Annotated in this window: 17 protein-coding genes and 1 tRNA gene; 10 read left to right on the top strand and 8 right to left on the bottom strand. The window is 42.1% G+C overall.

Going from position 1 to position 17,570, the window contains the following annotated elements; genetic code table 11:
* Positions 1 to 151: 151 nt before the first annotated feature.
* Genes IGI89_RS00485 through ybaK form a run of 3 tightly spaced genes read left to right on the top strand, consistent with a single transcriptional unit; the run spans position 152 to position 2,621 of the window.
* Complete coding sequence (locus IGI89_RS00485) at positions 152 to 1,321, top strand: class I SAM-dependent rRNA methyltransferase (protein WP_438735102.1); 1,170 nt, start codon at positions 152 to 154, stop codon at positions 1,319 to 1,321.
* 5 nt (positions 1,322 to 1,326) lie between these two features.
* A complete protein-coding gene (gene aroD / locus IGI89_RS00480; RefSeq protein WP_438735101.1) occupies positions 1,327 to 2,079 on the top strand; it encodes a type I 3-dehydroquinate dehydratase in 753 nt (250 codons plus the stop codon).
* 50 nt (positions 2,080 to 2,129) lie between these two features.
* Positions 2,130 to 2,621, top strand: a complete 492-nt coding sequence (ybaK, locus tag IGI89_RS00475) for a Cys-tRNA(Pro) deacylase (protein ID WP_438735100.1) — start codon at positions 2,130 to 2,132, stop codon at positions 2,619 to 2,621.
* Between the two features lie 55 nt (positions 2,622 to 2,676).
* Here the strand turns inward: ybaK and IGI89_RS00470 are convergent, their stop codons facing one another.
* Both IGI89_RS00470 and IGI89_RS00465 read right to left on the bottom strand, forming a co-directional pair.
* Positions 2,677 to 3,714 (bottom strand): tagatose 1,6-diphosphate aldolase, encoded by a 1,038-nt coding sequence (locus tag IGI89_RS00470; RefSeq protein WP_005237193.1) that lies wholly within the window; start codon positions 3,712 to 3,714, stop codon positions 2,677 to 2,679.
* A gap of 139 nt (positions 3,715 to 3,853) precedes the next feature.
* On the bottom strand, positions 3,854 to 5,116 hold the full coding sequence (locus IGI89_RS00465) for an NAD(P)/FAD-dependent oxidoreductase (RefSeq protein WP_438735098.1): 1,263 nt from the start codon (positions 5,114 to 5,116) through the stop codon (positions 3,854 to 3,856).
* A gap of 160 nt (positions 5,117 to 5,276) precedes the next feature.
* Here IGI89_RS00465 and gdhA point away from each other — a divergent pair, with 160 nt between their 5' ends.
* From gdhA to IGI89_RS00450, 3 genes are all read left to right on the top strand, one after another.
* A complete protein-coding gene (gene gdhA, locus IGI89_RS00460) occupies positions 5,277 to 6,626 on the top strand; it encodes an NADP-specific glutamate dehydrogenase (protein WP_438735096.1) in 1,350 nt (449 codons plus the stop codon).
* Positions 6,627 to 6,728: 102 nt separating this feature from the next.
* Entirely contained in the window at positions 6,729 to 8,075 is a 1,347-nt protein-coding gene (locus IGI89_RS00455; RefSeq protein WP_005229134.1) for a glucose-6-phosphate isomerase, read from the top strand.
* Positions 8,076 to 8,437: 362 nt separating this feature from the next.
* Complete coding sequence (locus tag IGI89_RS00450) at positions 8,438 to 8,647, top strand: hypothetical protein (protein ID WP_005237189.1); 210 nt, start codon at positions 8,438 to 8,440, stop codon at positions 8,645 to 8,647.
* Positions 8,648 to 8,708: 61 nt separating this feature from the next.
* Here the strand turns inward: IGI89_RS00450 and IGI89_RS00445 are convergent, their stop codons facing one another.
* From IGI89_RS00445 to IGI89_RS00430, 4 genes are all read right to left on the bottom strand, one after another.
* Positions 8,709 to 10,511: a glycerophosphoryl diester phosphodiesterase membrane domain-containing protein gene (locus IGI89_RS00445; RefSeq protein ID WP_034872501.1), complete on the bottom strand. Its 1,803-nt coding sequence runs from the start codon at positions 10,509 to 10,511 to the stop codon at positions 8,709 to 8,711.
* Positions 10,512 to 10,681: 170 nt separating this feature from the next.
* Positions 10,682 to 11,281 carry a TVP38/TMEM64 family protein gene (locus tag IGI89_RS00440; protein WP_005229140.1) on the bottom strand — a complete coding sequence of 200 codons (600 nt, stop codon included), beginning with the start codon at positions 11,279 to 11,281 and terminating at the stop codon, positions 10,682 to 10,684.
* Positions 11,282 to 11,469: 188 nt separating this feature from the next.
* Positions 11,470 to 11,940: a threonine/serine exporter family protein gene (locus IGI89_RS00435; RefSeq protein WP_194188553.1), complete on the bottom strand. Its 471-nt coding sequence runs from the start codon at positions 11,938 to 11,940 to the stop codon at positions 11,470 to 11,472.
* Positions 11,937 to 12,695: a threonine/serine exporter family protein gene (locus IGI89_RS00430; RefSeq protein WP_194188554.1), complete on the bottom strand. Its 759-nt coding sequence runs from the start codon at positions 12,693 to 12,695 to the stop codon at positions 11,937 to 11,939. The genes IGI89_RS00435 and IGI89_RS00430 overlap by 4 nt, the downstream gene beginning before the upstream one ends.
* A 277-nt stretch (positions 12,696 to 12,972) precedes the next feature.
* Between IGI89_RS00430 and IGI89_RS00425 the strand changes: the two genes are divergently transcribed.
* Positions 12,973 to 13,539, top strand: a complete 567-nt coding sequence (locus IGI89_RS00425) for a TetR/AcrR family transcriptional regulator (RefSeq protein ID WP_005237185.1) — start codon at positions 12,973 to 12,975, stop codon at positions 13,537 to 13,539.
* An 84-nt stretch (positions 13,540 to 13,623) separates the two neighbouring features.
* Positions 13,624 to 13,711, top strand: a tRNA-Ser gene (locus IGI89_RS00420).
* A 205-nt stretch (positions 13,712 to 13,916) separates the two neighbouring features.
* Here the strand turns inward: IGI89_RS00420 and IGI89_RS00415 are convergent.
* Entirely contained in the window at positions 13,917 to 14,576 is a 660-nt protein-coding gene (locus tag IGI89_RS00415) for an Ltp family lipoprotein (protein ID WP_008377802.1), read from the bottom strand.
* A gap of 229 nt (positions 14,577 to 14,805) precedes the next feature.
* Between IGI89_RS00415 and IGI89_RS00410 the strand changes: the two genes are divergently transcribed.
* Positions 14,806 to 14,994, top strand: a complete 189-nt coding sequence (locus tag IGI89_RS00410) for a hypothetical protein (RefSeq protein ID WP_438735093.1) — start codon at positions 14,806 to 14,808, stop codon at positions 14,992 to 14,994.
* 59 nt (positions 14,995 to 15,053) lie between these two features.
* Here the strand turns inward: IGI89_RS00410 and IGI89_RS00405 are convergent, their stop codons facing one another.
* Entirely contained in the window at positions 15,054 to 15,203 is a 150-nt protein-coding gene (locus IGI89_RS00405; RefSeq protein ID WP_005229155.1) for a hypothetical protein, read from the bottom strand.
* A gap of 465 nt (positions 15,204 to 15,668) precedes the next feature.
* Here IGI89_RS00405 and asnB point away from each other — a divergent pair, with 465 nt between their 5' ends.
* Complete coding sequence (gene asnB, locus IGI89_RS00400; protein ID WP_438735839.1) at positions 15,669 to 17,564, top strand: asparagine synthase (glutamine-hydrolyzing); 1,896 nt, start codon at positions 15,669 to 15,671, stop codon at positions 17,562 to 17,564.
* Positions 17,565 to 17,570: the final 6 nt, after the last annotated feature.

Below are 17,570 nucleotides of genomic sequence, written 5' to 3'. Positions count from 1 at the left end.
ACATCACAGTACATTTTACTAGGCTGTGAAAGACGTGTCAAATGAATTCCTTGTCATGACGCGGAATTAAGTATTTCTTTACTTTCAAGGATACAGACAATACTGTCGCTTTTTGCTATACTAAAAAGGAGAATGAATGGAGCAGATGAACATGAAAATAAAACTAACGAAGCAAGGATCAGCGAAGCTTCGCAAAAAGAATCCGTTGATCCAACGAGAAGATCTTCAACAAGCAATCGAGACGAAGGAGTGGGTCACCTTTATTGATCAGGCCAACCATTTCTTAGGTGTCGGCTATCTTGGGGAACAAAATAAAGGGATCGGATGGGTCGTATCCTTTGAAGAAACAGTGGTCGACCAAGCGTTTTTTGCCCAACGTTTTGCGAAAGCAAAAGGCAAGCGTAGTGCGTATTATCAAGATGAACTGACAGATGCGTTTCGTCTGTTTAACGGTGAGGGGGATCAATTGGGAGGTCTCACCGTAGATTTGTATGGCGAGTATGTCGTTTTCTCTTGGTACAATGCCACCCTTTATCAACATAAAGAAACGATCGTAGCCGCTTTTCGTCAAATCTTTCCCGAAATCAAAGGGGCTTATGAAAAAATTCGCTTTGCGTCTGAACTGCCTGAATCAGCATGGGTCTATGGGGAAACGGCGCCTGAACCCTTACTTGTGAAAGAAAATGGTGTCACGTATGCGACATATTTGAACGAAGGACTAATGACGGGCATCTTTTTGGATCAAAAAGAAGTTCGTGGGCAACTTGTTGATGGTCTGCCAGCTGGCAAGACGGTTTTAAATATGTTCAGTTATACGGGGGCGTTTTCTGTCGCTGCTGCTGTCGGTGGCGCTGCTCAAACAACGAGCGTCGATTTGGCAAAACGCAGTCTAGAAAAGACCCGCGAACAATTTGCAGTCAACGGCATTGATCCAGATACCCAGCGTATCCATGTCATGGATGTTTTCAATTACTTCAATTATGCCAGCAAAAAAGACTTGCGCTTTGATGTGATCGTTTTAGATCCGCCGAGTTTTGCCCGCAACAAGAAAAAGGTCTTCTCGGTTGCGAAAAATTATGGCGACTTAGTCACTGATAGTTTGGCGATTTTAGCGCCTGATGGCTTGTTGATCGCCTCAACGAATGCGGCCAATCTTTCACCGAGGAAGTTTCAAGAAATGATCGAAGCATCCTTAGAGAAAGCACACGTTGCTTATGAATGTATTCAAAGTTATCGTCTACCAGCTGATTTTGCGGTAGATAAGCATTTTTCCGAAGGGAACTATCTGAAAGTATTCTTTTATCAAATGAAAAAGGAGTGAAGGAGATGAGCCGATCAAAACCAGTAACGTTAGACGGGAAAACACCGTTGATTTGTGTGCCATTGATTGGGAAAACCAATGAGGAAATTTTAAAACAAGCTCTTGCTGCTGAGGAATCAGAGGCACAGATCGTCGAATGGCGTGTTGATCATTACAAACATGTCGAAGACCAGCAAGCGGTCTTAGATGCGTTATCTCATATTCGCACGACATTAAAGCACAAAGAGCTGCTCTTTACTTTTCGAACCTTGGAAGAAGGGGGCGAGCGGGCGTTCACATTGACCCAGTACAAAGAATTGTGTTTAGCTGCTGCTGATTCAGGCTTGATCGATTGGATCGATGTCGAATTAGAGAAAGCTGAATTTTTAGGTCGCGGCTTTATTCAAGAAATCAAAAAGGCACAGGTAAAGCTGATATTGAGCAATCATGATTTTGAAAAAACGCCAGAAGATGCTGTGTTGATTTTAAAGATCGGTGTAATGAATCAATTTGGCGCCGATGTTGGCAAGTTAGCGATGATGCCCAAGCAAGTCCAAGATGTTTTGCGTTTGATGGGGGTCATTACTAAAGCTCGTGGCTTCAACCAACTGCCGTTGGCGATCATGTCGATGGGGGAGCTGGGGAAAATCAGCCGTGTTAGCGGGGCATTGACTGGTTCAGTCTTTACTTTTGCTTCGTTGCAAGGGGCATCAGCACCTGGACAAATACCGATCGAACGAATGACCAACTACTTACAAGAATTTTCACTCAATGAGTAAGACCAGCCAAGGCCTTCTCTTAAAAGAAACCAAAACAAAAGAGGGATAAAATGGCGAAGAAGAAACAAAAAACCAATGCGATCCGTCAAGTAGAACAACAGAAAATCGCATATACCGAATACACTTATGAGTGGTCGGAAGATCATCTCGATGCGCAATCCGTCGCTGCGCAACTAGCACGCCCGCAAGCCATCTACAAAACGTTGGTGGCAGTGGGCAACAAAACAGGACCACTGGTGGCTGTAATTCCTGGAAATAGAGAAGTGGATCTGAAAAAGTTAGCAAAAGTCAGTGGAAACAAAAAAGTAGAGATGTTGCATCTGAGAGATTTAGAAGAGACGACTGGCTATATTCGCGGCGGCTGTTCGCCGATCGGGATGAAAAAGCTCTTTCCTACTTATATTGATCGTGGGGCGCAGACACTGGAAGAAATCGTGGTTTCTGCAGGAAAGCGCGGGTTGCAGATGGGGCTTGCTCCACAAGCGTTGCAACAATTGACTAGGGCGATCTTTGCCGATTTGTTGGCACCTGAACACGAATAAAAAATCCCCGTGAACCATCTTGAAATGCCGTTCACGGGGATTATTTTGTACTATTTTATTCCATTACTTCAATATCGAAAACCTCAATATTTTCTAAACCACCATAAAAGTCAAACCATGGAGTGGCATATTGTTTTAGAATGGCGTTTAATTCTTCAACATTTTCTTTCCCTTGGGTGTCCAGCCATTCCAACAACGCTTTGGCACCTTGTTTCCCATAAATTTCCACACTATCGCGCCAAGTTGCTCGCCCACCTAAGATTCCTGAGAATTTAGCACCGTGTTGACCAGCAAAGGTCAATTCATCGCGAAAGACATTCGCTGGAACTCCCGCACTCAAATAGATAAATGGCCGAGTCGCGGCGTCACTGGCTTCTTTGAAGTAATTGGCTGCTTCTTCTTGCGTATAGACGGCCTCTAAGCCTTCTTTTTGGAAGCCTTCCACTAAGTCGAACTGAACCGGTACTTCGACTTTCAAAATATCGATATGGTAGTGATCTTTCGTCAATTCCTGAATGGTTCGGATGACCTTGCTCGGTTTGATCTTGGCAAAAGCAGGTGATTTGTCATCTGTGATCTCATCATCATAGACGATCGGTTCCACAAATAAGGGAATATCGGCCGCCTGTGCCTCCGTACCTAAACGCTCCAAAAACGCATGTTTGGTATCTAAAATCTCTTGGGGTTCATCTGGATTATAATAAACCAAGACTTTTGCAGCATCCGCACCTTTTTTCACCAAGCGCTGCAACGATTCATTGGGTAAAATCTCTGGCAAACGACCCGGAGTGTTGACATCATAGCCTGTTTTTTCATAGGAAAGGATCAAGCCAGCATTGGGATTCTTTGCTTCGATCCCTAAGAAGCCATATTCCTCATCTAACAGAATACTGCTGACATATTTGGTCAGTTCTTGGGAAACCAACTGTTTGAATTCATAAATGTGTTCCATCGTAAAGTCATCCGGTCCAGTTGCCGCCTTCATCATTTTTTTCATGGAACCACGTTGGTCGATCGCTAGTGCGGCAATCACACCGTCCTCATTTGAAAGTTTTTGCATTCGTTCAAATTTACCTCTTGAAATTCGTTTCATAAAAAAAACCTCCCTCGATCTTGCTATCTTTAGTCTACGCCTACTTTGAGAAAAACCCAACTAATAAGCAAAAAGAGGGGGAGAACCAGGTGTTCGCAGCTACAGGCCAGGATATTGCTGCGAACACCCGGGTCGTCGATCAATAATTGAAATAACTAGCTGTTTCTGCTGCGTTTTTTCCAGAAACATGACCCGTGCAAAACGCAGCGGTGATGTTGAAACCACCTGTATAACCATTGATATCCAGCAATTCACCGGCAAAATACAAGCCATTGATTTTTTTACTTTCCATGGTCTTAGGGTTGATTTCTTTCAGATGGACCCCGCCGCCCGTCACGAAGGACTTTTCTAATGGGAACGTGCGGACAATGGTGATTGAAAAGCCTTTGATCAAGGAAGCGAGCGCCGTCAACTGTTCCGGTGAGGCTTTTTCAGCAACCAGCTCATGCAAGTCTAGCTGCTGCAAAAAGAAGGTCATCAAGCGCTCAGGCAAAAAGCCAGCTAAAGCATTCGGCAATTGTTTCCTCGAAGCCGCAGACTGAATTAATTCTTGGGTCAAGGCTTCCTGGGCTTTCGTCGGCAGACAATCCAGAACAACCGTCACTGGTTGCTGCTTTTTCAATTCTTGGTTCACAAAAGAGGAACAGCGCAAAGCAGCTGGACCAGATAACCCAAAGTGGGTAAACAAAAGATCCATGGTATGGGCGACGATGGGCTTTCCTTTTTGATCCAAGACGCTCAAGGTGATGTCTTGTAAGGAAATGCCCTGCAAGGTCCGTTCTTGAATAAAAGATTCTTCTGAAACAAGCGGCGATTCGGTTGGATAAAGCGGCGTAATGGTATGCCCGACTTTTTTCGCCATCTTATAGCCGTCCCCCGTCGCGCCCGTGGAAGGATAGGTGCGGCCACCCGTCGTCAAAATCACGCTTGGGGCAGAGAACTCATCGGTTTCGGTTCGTACGCCGCGTATTTGGCTGCCATCATGGATCAGCTTGGTTACGACCGTATTCGTCAACAGGGTGACGTGATGATCGTTGATTGCTTGAAGCAGCGCTTCGACGATGGTTTTTGATTTGTTCGTCACAGGGAACATCCGTCCGTGGTCTTCTTCTTTTAAGACGACACCTAAGTCTGCGAAAAACGCCATTACATCATAGTTATTGAATTGGGAAAACGTACTATACAAAAACTTTCCGTTTCCTGGAATATGAGCAACTAAATCATCTACCGGCCGATTATTGGTTACATTGCAGCGTCCGCCGCCAGTCATCAATAGTTTCTTGCCGATTTTTTTGTTTTTTTCGATTAATAAGACCCTAGCACCTTGTTTGGCAGCGGTGATCGCAGCCATCATACCGCTCGTACCTGCACCAACAACGATGACATCATAGGTTTTTTCCATTCTTCTCACCTCTTTGGGATTGTAACACATCGCCTATGACTGCTGAAAGGAGAGGGCGATTTTTTTCGAATGATAAAAAATTCTGACAATTCTAAAAAAAAGCGTGCAATTTCAGAAAATTTCTTTAAAATAGAAAATATCTTAAAGGAGGTAATGCACTATGACCAAAGCTTCAGCTTACGTGAAAGAAATTCAAGCGAAGATTCACGAGAAAGACCAACACCAACCGGAATTTCTTCAAGCAATTGACGAATTTTTACCTACGGTCGTTCCCTTTTTAGAGGAGCATCCAGAATATATTGAATCAAATATCCTTGCACTCTTAACTGAACCAGAACGTTTTATCCAATTCAGAGTCCCGTGGCAAGACGATCAAGGCAACTGGCAAGTAAACCGTGGCTATCGGATTCAATTCAACTCTGCAATGGGGCCTTACAAAGGCGGCTTGCGTTTTCACCCAAGTGTAAACTTGAGTATTTTGAAGTTTTTGGCGTTTGAGCAAATCTTCAAAAACAGCTTGACGGGTCTGCCGATCGGCGGCGGCAAAGGCGGAAGTGACTTTGATCCAAAAGGCAAATCAGATGCCGAAGTGATGCGTTTTTGCCAAAGCTTTATGACGGAGCTGTCAAAACATATCGGACCTGACCTAGATGTTCCTGCTGGCGACATTGGTGTCGGAGGTCGGGAAATCGGCTATTTGTTTGGTGCCTACAAACGATTGAAACAATACGATGCCGGGATTTTAACCGGTAAGCCACTAGACTTCTGGGGCAGTAAAAACCGCACAGAAGCAACGGGTTATGGCGCTGTTTATTTCGTTAAGCATTTATTGACAGACTTAGATGAAACATTTGAAGGCAAAAAAGCGATCGTTTCTGGAAGCGGCAATGTTGCGATCTATGCAATTGAGAAATTGCAAGAATTAGGTGCGACCCCTGTCACATGTTCTGATTCCTCTGGTTTTATTTATGACAAAGACGGCATTGATCTGGCCTTATTAAAAGAGATCAAAGAAGTGAAACGCGAACGTTTGACGGCTTACGCCAAGGAACGGCCAACAGCGGAATATCATGAAGGGGCAACTGTCTGGGATTTTGATACTCCAGCGGAATTAGCCTTTCCTTGTGCGACCCAAAACGAGATTGATCTCTCGCAAGCCAAACGTGCAAAAGCCAATGGCGTCCGGGTCGTTTCTGAAGGCGCGAACATGCCTAGCTCATTAGAAGCAGCAGAATATTTTATTGAAGAAGGAATTTTCTACTGCCCAGGAAAAGCAGCCAATGCCGGCGGCGTAGCCGTTTCTGCTTTAGAAATGAGTCAAAACTCCCAACGATTGCAATGGGAAAAAGCCGAAGTCGATGCCAAATTGGATGATATCATGAAGTCGATCTATGAAGCATGCCGTGATACAGCTGAAACCTTCGATCAAAAAAATAATTTTATGTTAGGTGCGAACGTCGCAGGCTTTGAAAAAGTTGCTAAAGCAATGTTTGCTCAAGGACTTGTCTAAAATCACCCAACAGGCTACCTATCAGGAATTACTTGAAAAAAGTTGGAAAAAAACGTAAAGTAGGTAGTGTATGAAAAACTATTTTTTCAAGGAGGACAAATCATGTCACACATCAAGTTTGACTATTCGAAAGTAGCACCATTCGTAAACGAATACGAATTGAGCTACATGCAAAGTCAAGTTACAGCAGCAGACAAACAATTACGCGAAGGAACAGGTGCTGGTAGCGACTTTTTAGGTTGGATCGACCTTCCTAAAAATTATGACAAAGATGAATTTGCGCGTATCAAAAAAGCGGCTGAAAAAATTCAATCTGATTCTGAAGTACTAGTCGTGATCGGGATCGGCGGATCTTATTTAGGAGCGAAAGCAGCGATTGATTTCTTAAATCATTCTTTCTTTAACTTGCTACCAAATGAAGAACGCAAAGCACCTCAAATCTTTTTTGCCGGTAATTCGATTTCTTCAACATACTTAGCAGATTTGATCGAAATCATCGGTGACCGTGACTTCTCTGTGAATGTGATCTCAAAATCAGGAACAACTACTGAGCCAGCGATCGCTTTCCGTGTTTTCAAAGAACGTTTGATTGAAAAATACGGCAAAGAAGAAGCCAACAAACGGATCTACGCAACAACGGATAAAGCGAAAGGTGCAGTAAAAGTTGAAGCAGATGCTGAAAACTGGGAAACCTTTGTGATTCCAGATGACGTCGGCGGCCGTTTCTCTGTATTGACTGCTGTTGGTTTATTACCAATCGCTGCCAGCGGAGCAGATATCGATGCCTTGATGCAAGGGGCAGCAGATGCTAGCGATGCTTACGCAAGTGACGACCTTGAAAAAAATGAAGCGTATCAATATGCAGCAATGCGTAACATCCTTTATCGCAAAGGCAAAGTAACCGAATTGCTGATCAACTACGAACCAGGCATGCAATACTTCTCAGAATGGTGGAAACAATTATTCGGCGAGTCTGAAGGAAAAGACCAAAAAGGGATCTATCCTTCAAGTGCAAACTTCTCAACAGATTTGCATTCTCTTGGTCAATACATCCAAGAAGGCCGTCGCAATATCTTTGAAACTGTCGTAAAAGTTGAAAAACCACGCAAATCAATTGCGATCCCTACACAAGAAGCAGATCTTGATGGTCTTGGCTACTTAGAAGGAAAAGAAGTTGATTTTGTTAATACGAAAGCTTTTGAAGGAACGTTACTTGCCCATACAGATGGGGATGTACCTAATCTGTTAGTAAAAATTCCTACAATGGATGCGTACACGTTAGGTTACACGATGTACTTCTTTGAGATCGCTGTAGGTATCTCTGGTTACTTAAACGGTGTGAACCCATTTGACCAACCAGGGGTTGAAGCGTACAAGAAAAACATGTTCGCCTTACTTGGCAAACCAGGTTTCGAAGATCTTGCAAAAGAATTGAACGAACGTCTATAATTCGACAAAGAAACGCCTTGTGCCAGTTCTGATTGGCACAAGGCGTTGTTTTATTTTCGCGTTTGTTGTGTTACTCGATAGTTGATCCAAAAAATCAGCGGTCTTCTTTTAATCCCCAAAGCAACGCAGCAGACAATAGTCCAAAGATACAGGTTTGAATAATTGGCATTTGACTCATCTCCTTTTGATTTCCTTTAGTATAAAATGCTTTTTAAGAAGTGGCACGAACAAACCAGTGCGTTTGAACGAACGAAACTGTCATTTCTTGGTGACAAATGCGTGATAAATTGAAATAAAACGTTTTCAATTTGATGCTTTTTTGTTATTATATCTTTATGAAAGAAAACGGTTGAGGTGAGGATATGGAGAATATTACGATCGGTGAAAAATATGTCTGCCAACCTGTCGGGGCGAGCAAGCCTGTGATCGGTGTGGTGGAAAAACTATACGTACATACGGCGTTGATCGTCGTTTCAAGTTATGAAGAAGAAGATCAAGCACAAGTAGAAGCTTGTAATCGTCGGATGATCGTCAGTTTCAATAAAATTTGTACGCAAACGAACGTTGCCTAACCAACTAGCAAAAAATGCTGCTCAACGGATCACCGTGAGCAGCATTTTTCTTTGTGTGAGATCAGCCAACGCCAATCACGAAATTCAATAGTTTGTCTGAATAAGTCATGTCTTCTTCCGACAAACTCAACTCTTCATTTAAAATCCCCATTTGGTCAGTAATGATCCCGTCTACACCGTAAAAACGCATTCGGCTGATAGTATCCGCATCATTGGGGGTCCAAACGAACACTTCCTTGCCATCGGTCCGGGCAGAAGCGATGAAGTTGCGGTTGATCGTACTGTATTCCATTGTCAGAAAGTCGGCACTGGTCAGTGGCGGCCCTACGACATTGAAAGGCATGATGTATCCCGACGTCAATTCAGGCGCCTTATCTTTTAATTCTTCAACAACTGTATAGGAGAGACTTTGCATAATATGCCCATTTGCAACTAAATCCTCTTGGTATCGGTCTAAGAAGGCATCTACGAGTGCCGCAGTATCTTTTTGTTGGGTTTTGATCTCCACCAGTAATTTTTGGTCCAACTGATTGGCAAGCGCCAAGTACTCGTCAAAAGTTGGAATACGGGCTGTCTGGTTGTTTTCTGAAACCGTCAGTGATTCGGCGTAACTCAAGGGCAATTGCTCGGGTTTTCCTTTGCCGCCTGTCAAAGGCCGGTAAGAAAAATCATGGTAGACAATAAAATGACCATCACTTGTTTGCTGGACGTCCATTTCCACGTAGTCCGGCTGATATTTCTCACTAGTAAATCGTAACGCTTCAAGGGAATTTTGGACCCCTTGTCCGTCGCTTACCCCTCGATGGGAGATCGTTACCGGATGGATCGAAGCAGCTGAGGTCAGATAGTTCATATTATACAGACTAACCCCAACACCAAAAAGTACCGTGACCAAGGTAAACAAGGAACTTTTCAGTCCTAGAAAATGTCGCTGGTTCAATGGTTCTTGGTGGAACCACGAAGGGATCTCTGGTAAAAAGCCTTCATCATCCATGAAATCAACGATGATGTAAAAAATAGCCACGGTCGATAAAATGACATTCAGTAACAAAATAAACTGCAAGAAAGTCATAATAAAAACAGCACTATACAACGCATAGTCCGGTGTAACAACTTCAATCACTGCTTGAAGGGTAATAAGCAGCGTGAAGCCCAGAGTCGTGATCAATAAGATACTACCACCGATAAAGACAAATTGACCAACGATGGCAAAAAAACGGCGTTTTGTTACTTGGAGGCTTTCTTTGATCGCTTTTCGAAAGGGCAGATCACGTAAAATCATTTCCGGTAAGGCAAAGATCACGCGAATCCCCAAGTAAATCAACAAAACATAAACCAAAAGCACTGCCCCAATGATCAAGACACGATTGGCAAAAATAAAGTCCATGATAAAGGCAGGGATTTTGATTTTTGCGAGTAAATCCGAATTAAAACTCAATCCACCGATGGGTAAAATCAGTAAGAAGTAAAAAAGGAAAAATAAAAAGGTCATCGGCCGTAATTTGCGCAATTGCAAAATAGTCATTCGTAACAATTGCCGCAAGCTGATGGGCTGCTTCTTTTTGATAAAATAGACACTCAGCAGCAAGAAAGTAAATTCAAAAAAGACGGCTAATAAGATCAAAAGCAAAATCAGGGTTAATGAGAGCAACACAATAGGGTGATCTGTAAAGATACTACCGATATTATCGAAAGAAAGGTAGGGCAAGCCGCCGCGCTTTAAGACGAACTTGGTGGAAGCCGATAATATCGGGATCACTAAGAACAACAAGGCACCGTGCATCAATAAAACATCACGGAAGTAGGCATTGCTGTCTTTCAAAAAATCCCACGTGTTGACTAAGCTGTTTTTTAAATAATTCATGGTCGTCATCCTAACAAAGTAAGTATTGTGGTTCAATTTATTCTAGAAAGGCGGTAAAAAAGAGCCGAACAGTTTTAGAAGCACATTTGCCACAGGCATAGTTCCCTGTTTGAAAAGCAGCTTCTTTACGTTCGGCTCGCTGAATTGATCGTTTTTCTTACATATGATTCTTATCCGCCTAACAAACCAGTTAAGAATGTTCCACCGTAAATCAATGCCATACTGTACAAGAAAATTGAAGCAGGTTTTGCCAACAAAATAATCAACGTAAATTTCTTCACTGTCATGTTGGTCAAGCCAGCCATTAGACAAAGGGCATCATCTGGGGCAACCGGTAGAAAGATTGCAAGGGCGAAAAGTTTTTCAAATCGGCTTTGGTTGTCTAACCAGCCGATATATTTATCGTAAGTTTTGTCACTGATCATACTTAAAATGAATGGTTTACCATATCGTCGGCCAAGCAGGAAAATAATGACAGAACCAATACTGATTCCTACATAGTTATAAACGAATCCTAGATAAGGACCGAAAATCAAGACACCTGCAGCGCTGGAGACACCACCGGGAATAATCGGGATTACTACTTGCAAGATCTGCAATAGGATAAAGACGATTGGTCCTAAGATAACGGAATTTCCAACTAGTCCTCGCAGTGCATTAATGTCTTTGAAAACACCTAGATTGATAAAATAGATGGTTAACGCGATCGATAAACCTAAGCCAATAATAGAAATCGTATTAATGATACGACGAGAAGTTGCTATGCTCACAGGACTTCATCTCCTTTATGTTTCATAATCTCACTATACGGGGTGAGACCAGAAAAATCCAGTAAAACAAATGACAAACGTCAAACAGTTTTGTAAGGTATGCCCTTATTATAAAAGAAGTCCGAAAAGAAAACATTGTACTAAAGTCTGAAATAAGAAAAATTTATAGTTTCTGCGCGCCAATAGTTTCAGGAGATTTTTTTATCTGGATGACGTTTTTTTGTGCGTTTCACTTGCCAGCGATTGACGATCTTTTCAACCACACTCGTCATCATGAACCCGCCGGCAATCGCCCCAGCGGTGATGACAACGATCATCAGATTTTCAAAACCGACAAAGTTGTCGCCCAAAGCGAATTCTCGAACGGCTTTGTAGGCAGGACCACCCGGTACGAGGGGAACGAGGCTGGGAATGTTAAAAATGATCATGGGCATTTTTTTTCTGCGGGAAAAAAAGATGCTGACGCAACCGACGGCAAATGCGGCTAAGAAGTTGGCACTGCCTAGACCGTAGCCAATCGTTTGCAATGACCAATAGATCATCCAGCCAACCGTTCCAGCAATGCCTGTGGCAACTAAGGCTTTTTTAGGAATATTGGTCAAGATGCCGAAGGTTACAGTGCTTAAGAAGCTGAAGGAAAGGTGAATAAAAATCGTCATGAGATCCCTCCAAATAAGGTGAAGACCGTGGCAATGCCGACACCGATCGCGGCAGCAGTAAAGATGGCCTCTGTTCCCCGAGCTGTGCCACTAATGAGATGGCCTGCCAAGATATCTCGAAAGGAATTGGTGATTGCTACACCAGGGACTAAGGGCATGACGGCACCGATAATCAAATTATCGACGTTTTGTGCGATATGAAGAGAGACCGCTAAGACAGACAAAGCACCGATCAGTAAGGAGGCACAAAACATATCCAAAAAGCGAATGTCGATCAGTTTCTTGACCCAATACGCACACAAAAAGCCAAGGCAGCCAATGACGAAGGTCGCTAGAAAGTCAAACCAAGCACCGCCAAAAATAATCATTAAGGTACTGCTGACCACGCCAGCACTAAGAACCTGTAGCCAGTAAGGAAAACTTGGTGTTGTCTGATTGACCTTTTTTAATGCCTCATGCAGTTCCGCTAAGGAAAGTTTCTTTTCCGCATAGGCGCGAGAGAGCCCATTGACGGCAACAATTTTTTCGAGATTGATGACTCGATCATGAACATTTTCTACTTGTGCATAGTGGCTACTGCGTAAGCCCATAAAAAGTCCAGTTGCTGTTACATAACTAATACTCCCTTGCTCTCCAGCGTTTGCCGCAATTCGATTCATCGTATCTTCCACGCGATACACTTCCGAGCCGTTTTCCATCATGATTTTCCCTGCTAATAAGCAGGTCTCCAATAATAGCTCTTTTGATTCAGCCATTTCCAAACCCCTTTTTCAATCGAATTTGCGTGCTACACTCCTAGTGTACAATTTCAGCGAGTTTTCAACAAGAAAGAAAAGTAGATTTGAAAAATAACTAGAACGCCATCCGTTGGATTTTTTGTGATAAATGAAAAAAGCAGAACATTTGCTATTACTAAACATTCGTTTTTAGTGAACAAAGTGAATAGAAATAAGATAACGGAAGGAGTGTTTTATTTTTAAAAAATGAATATCTCGGTTACAATTAAATAAATATAAAAAGGGGGATTTATTGATGCGAAGGAAGGTCTATACAAGAGAACACATTTTGAAGGCCGCTTATGAACTGATCAATAGAGAAGGTTTTGGCAACTTTACGGCCCGGAATATCGCTAAGCACATGGGAATTTCTACTCAACCAATTTATCTTGAGTTCGAAAATATGCAGGACTTAAAAAATACCTTGGTGGAGGCTGTTTTCAAAGATTTATCGGAAAATGTTTTTCCAGTCGTTCGAACAGGAGACAAACTTGTTGATTTAGGCCTGAATTATATACGCTTCGCGCAAGAGCAGCACAATCTCTACATCGCCCTTTTTATCGACGACTACGGCGGTGGGAAATTGATGCATGATTTTTCATCCACCTATTTCAAATCCTTGATCAAATCAGAAGAAAAATATGCAGATCTATCCGAAGATGCGATAAATGCACTACATAATGGCGCATGGATCGTTGTGACTGGTTTGGCTTCCTTAATGTCGGCGGGTATCATCACACCCACCGATGATCAGATCATCAAAATCATCAACGAGACGATCGAAGGCGTAATCGAAAAGAAAGAAAACTATATTTTCGATTAAAGAACAAAAAATCTGTATCCATTTCCACTTTGGATGCAGATTTTTCTTGACATTTTTTGTAAAACTAGCGAAAATAACTGTTATGGAGAGTTGGCAGAGTGGTAATGCAGCGGACTCGAAATCCGCCGACCCGGTTCATCCCGGCGCGCAGGTTCAAATCCTGTACTCTCCTTATACCAACGCTTTGGAGCGTTTAGCCTATCTTTCGAGATAGGCTTTTTTGTTTGTTGTGGGCAGAAGAATATAAATGACTGCCGAGGTTCATCGATAACCATCTGAAAAGCGATTAACCTACACTCGGTCTAGAAAACAGCATAATTGTTCCGTCAACTTGCCGATATCTTTTTTGCTTGTGGTCCTGCAACAAACGAAAAGAATCAATCGGGCAAACGTGCTAAGGCGTATTCAATTTGTTCAGAAGTAAAGCCTTCAAAGGAAAGTTGGCTCGCCACACGCTCATCCGATAAGGATAAATTTTGCGAGTAGCGAATCGCTTTTTTCAATGCTTGCTCGTTCCAATCGGCATCCACGGTGGCTACGGCAAAGTCTGCTGCGCTCTCAGAAAAATCTTCATAGAGTAGTTGGCGTTTTAAGCTCGACTGAGAAAACGCATTGCTGGATAAGTACCTTTCTGCACGATTCAGTGCATTTCTTTCTTCACGAGAAAGTTCAGGTGTATGTTGCTCGTTGTTCGCGGGTTCTTCTTGTTGTGCGCTACTTGCTTCGTTGTTGCCAGCTTTTTGTTCTCCTTGTGGTTGTTCCATGGAAGCAGCGGCATCGCCAAAGGATTCGCTTTGCCTTGATTCGTTACGTAAAGAAAGGCTTAATTGCGCAGTGATGCTATCGAAAGATGTCACATCTTGGTAGAAGGACAAGCCACCATAAGAAAACAAGGCAATAAAAGCGGAAGCGACAATGATCAAAACGTTTCGATCTCGTTTTGCATTTTGTTTTACAAGCCCAATATAAAATAAGACAATGCCAAAAACGAAACAGAACAATCCAATGAAAAACAAAATGGCGAAAAACGTAGCCATAAAAATTCCTCCTAAATAAAAGTCTCCTGAAAAGACAATAGTACTATGTTCTGTACCAGAAAACAGATTTGTCTTTTCATGAATAGAGGAAAAGGATGATTTGACAAATGTAATGTGTATGCTATTAATGGATCATTCATAAGTATTAAAGGAATGACGCTCAAGAATGACTAGTGAAATAGATGGTAAACTTAATAAAAGCACAGTTGTATCAGTAGGAGGCAAGAAGATGGATTTTGAAGAAAAAGATTATTTTATGCGTTATACAAAAGTTGCGGCACAGGGATTGAGTAAGTTTAGTACGCAAGGATCTGTTGATGAAATCTTACAGCTAGATGAACAGCAAAGTGGACAGAAGCAAGAAGTGGATGCTGCAACAGACAAAAGCGAGCCAAAAAACAAGAAAGCACCTAGCTAATTATTTCCTTAGCGAGGTGCTTTCAGTACGAATCGGTATCCTTCATTTGGATAAACTCCTTATGCAGTTTTTTTCAATTCTTGTACAGCTTGCTCGATCGTAATTCCAGTCGCAAAATGATTCGCATCTTTTTTATCGAAAACGATAAATAAATTCAATTTGGTATCCAGAGTTACACGATATTGTAGATCTGTGTTATAGAATGTCATAGTCATTCTCCTTTCTTAAAACTTGTCATTGAAAGGCAACGGTTAGTTGATAACGAAATTCCATAGTTAGAATAACACTTTTTTTCACAATAGTCCAATAAAACTATCAAACGAACAAATCTGACTGATTATTTTCAGGAAATCAATGCTGAGAATGGAAGCAAAAGAAGTTTGCTGGAGTCAGTAAATTCGGGAAAAGTATCTTTGTATATTTTCAGAAAAATAGAATTCATAAAAAATTTCTTAAGAATTTTGAGGATAGCTATTTTCTTAGATAACAAATTTGTAAGATTGAGAGTATGAGATGATTGGAAACCTTGATATCATAAGGTTTATCTTCAAATTGTGTTTTGTGCAAAAATATATTGATTGTATTTTTTTGAAAAAGAGATCGTATCTCTTGAATTCTATGGTATGATTTACTTTAGAAAAATGAAAATGGATTATGAAAACGGATGTGAAAATATGTGCGGAATTGTCGGCTTTGTCAATTCAAAAGACCAAAAAGAAATCATTATTGAACGCATGATGGACCGGATCGTTCATCGCGGACCAAACAGTTCAGGGAAATTTACCGACGACCGAGTGGCATTAGGGTTTCGTCGTTTATCGATCATCGACTTAGAAGGTGGCTCACAACCAATTTTTAATGAGGATCGAACAAAAGTAATCATTTTTAATGGTGAAATTTACAACTTTCAAGTATTGCGTGAGGAATTGATCCAAGCAGGTCATGTCTTTTCTACCCATGCGGATACCGAAGTAGTCTTACATGGCTATGAAGAGTGGGGCATTGATGTGTTGCAGCGCCTGCGGGGAATGTTTGCTTTTGCCATCTGGGATACTCAAAAACAAGAGCTTTTCGGCGCGCGGGATCACTTTGGCATCAAACCGTATTACTATGCGCAAATGAACGGCAGTTTCATGTTTGGCTCTGAAATCAAAAGCTTTTTGCCTCATCCAGATTTCAAGAAAGAACTAAACCAGGAGGCGTTGAAACCTTATTTGACGTTCCAATACTCGCCTTTGAACGGAGAAACCTTCTTTAAAGGCGTTCATCGTTTGCAAGAAGGGCATTATTATCTGTTTAATGAACAGGGATTGACGATCAAGCAGTACTGGGATGCAGATTTTTCAGTGAAAGAAAATCATTCAAGAGAAGAATGGGTCGATAAAATCGATCAAGCAGTCCAAGAATCAATTGCCGCTCATAAAATCAGTGATGTTGAAGTCGGCTCATTTTTATCCAGTGGTGTCGATTCAAGTTATGTGGCCTCGGTCTTGCGCCCAGATCACTCATTTTCAATTGGGTTTGATGACAAAACCTACAACGAAGCGATCGAAGCCCGCAAATTGACGGAAAAGCTCGGCTTGAACAACACAGCAGCGGTCATCGATGGTGAAATGTCCTTTGAGGCATTTCCGCTGATTCAGTATCACTTGGACGAACCGGATTCTAACCCAAGCTGTGTCCCTTTGTACTTTTTAGCCAACCTAGCAGCACAGCAAGTGCGGGTCGTTCAATCTGGGGAAGGGGCAGATGAATTATTTGCCGGTTATGCTGCCTATGGCTTCCACACAAACTCTAAAGCGGTTCGCGTTTTTGCCCAAGGCTTGAAAAAACTGCCGCAAAACATCCGCTTTCGTTTAGGGCGTCAAATCGGCAAAATGAAAAACTTCCATGGTCGAATTCATCTTTATGAAGCAACGGCACCTGCCCAAGACTTCTTTATCGGGCAAGCCCTGGTTTTTGAAGAAGAGGAAGCACTACAGCTTTTAAAACCAACGTATCAAAAAGGACCATCTGTTGCTGAAATCGTTGCGCCTCATTATGAGAAAGTCAATGGTCTCAAAGACGAGGTCAACAAGATGCAATATTTGGATCTTCATCAATGGATGCCGAAGGATATTTTGTTAAAAGCAGACAAAATGTCCATGGCGAGTTCTTTAGAATTACGGGTTCCGTTACTGGATATCGAGATGCAAAAACTGGCGCAAACGATCCCGACGAAATATTTGATCAATCAAAACAATACGAAAGATGTGTTTCGACAAGCGTCAAACCGTCATTTGCCAAAAGAATGGGCAAACCGTGAAAAGCTAGGCTTTCCTGTACCAATCAAGGCATGGCTGAAAGAAGGAACAGGGTATGAAGCAGTTAAAGCCCTTTTTGAGTCAGACTTTGCAGCAACCTTCTTTGATCAAACAGCGATTTTGCAAATGCTAGAAGACCATCGCCAAGGAAAACCGAATCTTCAGCGAAAAATCTGGACGATCTTTACATTCTTGACCTGGTACAAAGTATTCTTTATTGATGAATCGATTCCCGAAGCCAAAGAAATCGTTTATGAAACACTTTGATTTGAA

The organism is Enterococcus sp. AZ141 (genome assembly GCF_051714385.1).
Taxonomy (GTDB): Bacteria; Bacillota; Bacilli; order Lactobacillales; family Enterococcaceae; genus Enterococcus_D; species Enterococcus_D entomosocium.
Note: the sequence above shows the minus strand (reverse complement) of the source record. Positions and strands in the feature narration are given on the sequence as shown.